We start from the raw sequence: 3,976 nt of genomic DNA, 5'->3' as shown, positions 1-3,976 counted from the left end.
GGCAATACGTTTTCAAAGCTACTTTTTTACCATAGGTTTTGAGCCTTCAACACAGATTACTAAGCCAAAAATGCTCTAAATTTTTGAAATTCTAACAAATTCCACTCAACTTTATCATCATCTTTGACTTTCACAATATCTTCCTCAAAATAACATGGAATAAAGATAGTTTTCTTTTGAAACGGTTGTAGGAGGAAAATCTCTCCTACACTATTATTGATTCTGAGAGAAAATTGCAAAATATCATTTACCAAACTTTCAATTATTAAGATTTTTTGCAGTTTATCTGAATTAGAATCGCAAGGCTTCTCAATAATATAATTGTCAAATTTTTTCATTCTAACTTCCTCTCCACTATTTCTTCCTTTATCAAGAAAAAGTTACCTCAATATTAATAAAGTACAATTCTAAATTAACTCCAATTATTGATTCATGATAATATTTCAGTAACTCATCGTGCAATTAAAAACAAGGATTTTTATTTCAGACGATCCATCGTGAACACTTCATCAGCCATCTCCCAAATTGCCGGATTATGTGTTGCGATAATGATTAGCCTATTATCATCTCGAAGAGATAGCAAAATCTCCATAATCAACTGAGAGGTTGCTGGGTCTATTGAAGCTGTTGGCTCATCTGCCAGAATAAGGGGTGGATTCTTTAAGATAACTTTTGCCAAGGCAACCCGTTGCGATTCTCCGCCCGATAACTCAAAGATGCGCTTATCTAGGTTAAGATAAGCCAGGCCGACCTGTTCTAAAGCCTGCTTCTGCCTCAACCGCTGTTCCGACCGACTCAACTTTTGACCAATGAGACCTAGCTTAAGGTTTTCTTCAATACTTTGGTTTTCAATTAAGCCAAAGTTCTGGAAGAGGTAGCCCAATTCGTGACGGAAAAAATCACTCGATTTATAATTTGCCAAGTCTTTACCTCGGTAAAAAATCGTCCCATCATAAGATTCTAATTTCCCAATCATGTTCATCAAGGTTGTTTTACCGCTACCACTTGAACCAATTAAGGCATAGACTTTTCCAGCCTCAAATGTCATTGAAAGATTCGAAAATAACTCTCGTTCTCCAAAAGATTTACTCACCTGTTTAAGTTCAATCATATTAACCTCCCTTCAAAACAAGCATGGACATCTTGTTTTCTTTCTGCATTTGGACATGTAACTGTAAAAGAGATAGACCAGTGAAGAGTAACAAGACTAAGAAAGCAACTACTATCTCTACCTGAAGAAATACACTCGCAACAAATCCCAGTAAAAACACACCCAGTTGAGCAAAGAGATAAGTGCGATGGATTTCTAAGAACCTGAGACCTGCAATGCGTTTGATAAAAATAGCACGTCTAAATTCTTCAAAGTAGAGCCTATTCATAGTGTTAAACAACAAGATTGAAGTTGCAATCCCAAGCACAGCTCCTGCTAGCATTACCCAACGTTCCCTCTGGATATTATCCGATAATGTGATGTAGTTGTGGTAACCTGTTTGCATTTCTGAGACCCAATTTTCAATGCCTTGTCTCTGGATAAGCTCCTGGGCATCAGACAATTGATTAAAGAGAACGTAGTTCTGTACTGCGTCTACCCAAAACACAATGGACTGTGGACCAGTTGATTGGGGTGTTATAACAATGATGATTGGATCTTTCAAAAACTGCTGGTAAGAAATAGGGGTCGTATTATACACAAAACGATCATGACCTGATTCCAAATAACCTACCGTAGCAGTCATTTGCTGTCGTTCATCTTTACTAGATATGCGACTGGTTAAGTCGTCTTCAAAAACAGATTTATAATGTTCTTCCTCTGAACGGAGGTGTTCAGGCAGTAATAAGACAAACTCCCCTACATCAAGGTGATTCATCTTTTGCTCAATAGTTGTATCTACAGGAATGTTTTGACGCTCCAAGTATTGCGGTGTGACGATAAGGACATTGCCATTCGGGTTGTAATCGTGCCATTCTGTAGAGGTTGTCAAGTTTTTGGAGGAAGCCATGCCATTTTGCAAAGTACGGTCAATTAACTGGTGTCTAGATAAGAAAGCCTTTTGTTCTGAAACAGCCAGATCCATCAATTGATACCAAGTTCTGAGTTTTCTTTGAGCTTGTTCATCAAAACCAGGACTCGTTCCTTCACGGCTGATTGATAGGATAGTCAGTTGCCTTTCCTGACTCCAAACCTCTTGTCCAATCCGATGCTGTTGCCAGGCTTGGGAATACTTTAAACTACTCCCTATTCCCAGCGTTACAATAATAATCGCTAATAGTTGACCGATTAAAATCAAACTAATGATTCCTCTGACAGGCACTTGCCCTTTTATAATCTGCATCAGGTGTATCTTTTTTATTCCAACTGCGAAGAGTTGAGCGAAAAACAGGGAGATCGACAACAAGATGAGATTATAACTGAGCAAGCCTTCTCCTATGGTCATTAGGGATTGCGTTGGAAGCGACAGAATTTTTTGCATAAAAATGGCGAGCACGCCAGCTAAACTGAAACCAACAACTATCCCTTTCAAATCCTCACCAACTGGTCTAAGGAAAATGGACCACCGTTTCTCTCCTGAAATGAGGCGAATGCCCGACGACCGTAATTGGCTAATTTGACTAATTAAAGTCAGTGCTCCAAAGGTTAAGATGAAAATCAATAAACTGATTAACTGAAATCCGTTACTAAAGATAGCCATTAACGTAGATAGTTTAGATGGAATTGTCAGGTGCATGTTAGTCAAGCCAAGTTGACTTAGCTCCTCCCTTAGCAAGTGAATATCTAGGTTTCCATCGAATACAAAATAGTTTGTTTCAACACTACTACTTTGAGCATCTTCTAGATTTTTTTCCTGTAGCCCATCAGGCAACTTTCCGTTCCCAAAGGTCGTATAAGAAAACACTGGAGTACCTTCTGAGTTAAGATCTTGGTGTTGAATCGCAATAAAGCTATCCGTTTCTTCTGCTAGTTTTTCCAAGCGTGTAGCAACATGCTGAAAAGTTGTTTCAGGGGAAGAATCACGTACAACAACGTTGGGGTAATAATGGGAGACATATGTATCAGTCCAAATGGTAAATACCCAAACAAAGAACAAACTAGCAAGCAGGTTGGATATGAGTATAAATAATTTTTTCATAGTGCATTCCTTATTCTAAAATAGAGGGCAGAAATACCCCTGCCCCCTATAAACTAACAAGCTTACTAAACTATTGATAAAAGAATCTTCTTCAATTATTCTTTACCATCCCGCATCAAATGTAACTTGCTCCCCAAAATTTGTATTAACAAACGCATAGGCCGCACTATGTTCTCCTGCATAAACTGTTTTTTCATTTTTACGTCCACTACTTCCAACATAGGCCCAGTGATACCGTGAACCATGATAATAATTCGAATATGCTCCCCAATTATTTGGATCATGATGGCCTCCATAGTTCCACTCGCCACCACGGTGAGAAGCTGCCAAAACAGGAGAAGCCAAACTAAATGCCAAAACGGCAAGGGATGATGCAACTACTTTTCTAATTTTTAACATATTATTACTCCTCTGAATGAAATATTATGAAAATGAGCGAAATGCAACTACACATTTTAATTAGGAATCTCAGTCTGAATTATAGTATCCTATTTTTTCCTCCTTTCTAACTGCACGTTCCTTTCTACAGACAGAGACTTAATTTTATAAACCAATCTTAAATACTTTAGATTTTGTAACTCATAATTTTCAACAGTTGGTTAGCTATGAAAGCATTTTATTAAACATCTCCATTCTTATATCTATCTGGTATTGTTACAAGCTCTCATAAGAATACCTTTCTCTAAATAGTTGAATTTTAAAGTAATACGAAATCAATCAGCCTTCCCAACATCAAGACCATTGGACTTCTTTTGCGATTGCACTCGAATCTCCAATTGTTTATTCTTCTGAATAAACTGTTGGTAAGGAATTGTATTACTAAACATAAAAACACCTAGCAATGCAGG

5 protein-coding genes are annotated in these 3,976 nt (G+C 37.6%); all 5 read right to left on the bottom strand.

What is annotated here, in order from left to right; genetic code table 11:
• Positions 1-59: 59 nt before the first annotated feature.
• Positions 60-338 carry a hypothetical protein gene (locus SINDD18_RS11595; protein WP_061862959.1) on the bottom strand — a complete coding sequence of 93 codons (279 nt, stop codon included), beginning with the start codon at positions 336-338 and terminating at the stop codon, positions 60-62.
• 140 nt (positions 339-478) lie between these two features.
• Positions 479-1,111 (bottom strand): ABC transporter ATP-binding protein, encoded by a 633-nt coding sequence (locus tag SINDD18_RS02400; protein WP_033683279.1) that lies wholly within the window; start codon positions 1,109-1,111, stop codon positions 479-481.
• 1 nt (position 1,112) lies between these two features.
• A complete protein-coding gene (locus tag SINDD18_RS02395; protein WP_061862958.1) occupies positions 1,113-3,128 on the bottom strand; it encodes a DUF1430 domain-containing protein in 2,016 nt (671 codons plus the stop codon).
• A gap of 102 nt (positions 3,129-3,230) precedes the next feature.
• Entirely contained in the window at positions 3,231-3,527 is a 297-nt protein-coding gene (locus SINDD18_RS02390; protein WP_061862957.1) for a lactococcin 972 family bacteriocin, read from the bottom strand.
• A 314-nt stretch (positions 3,528-3,841) separates the two neighbouring features.
• The coding region (locus SINDD18_RS11495; RefSeq protein ID WP_153014403.1) for a PhrA family quorum-sensing system peptide at positions 3,842-3,976 on the bottom strand (135 nt) is incomplete at its 5' end.

Origin of the sequence: Streptococcus infantis (assembly GCF_001579645.1) — a bacterium.
Lineage (GTDB): Bacteria > Bacillota > Bacilli > Lactobacillales > Streptococcaceae > Streptococcus > Streptococcus infantis_E.
Note: the sequence above shows the minus strand (reverse complement) of the source record. Positions and strands in the feature narration are given on the sequence as shown.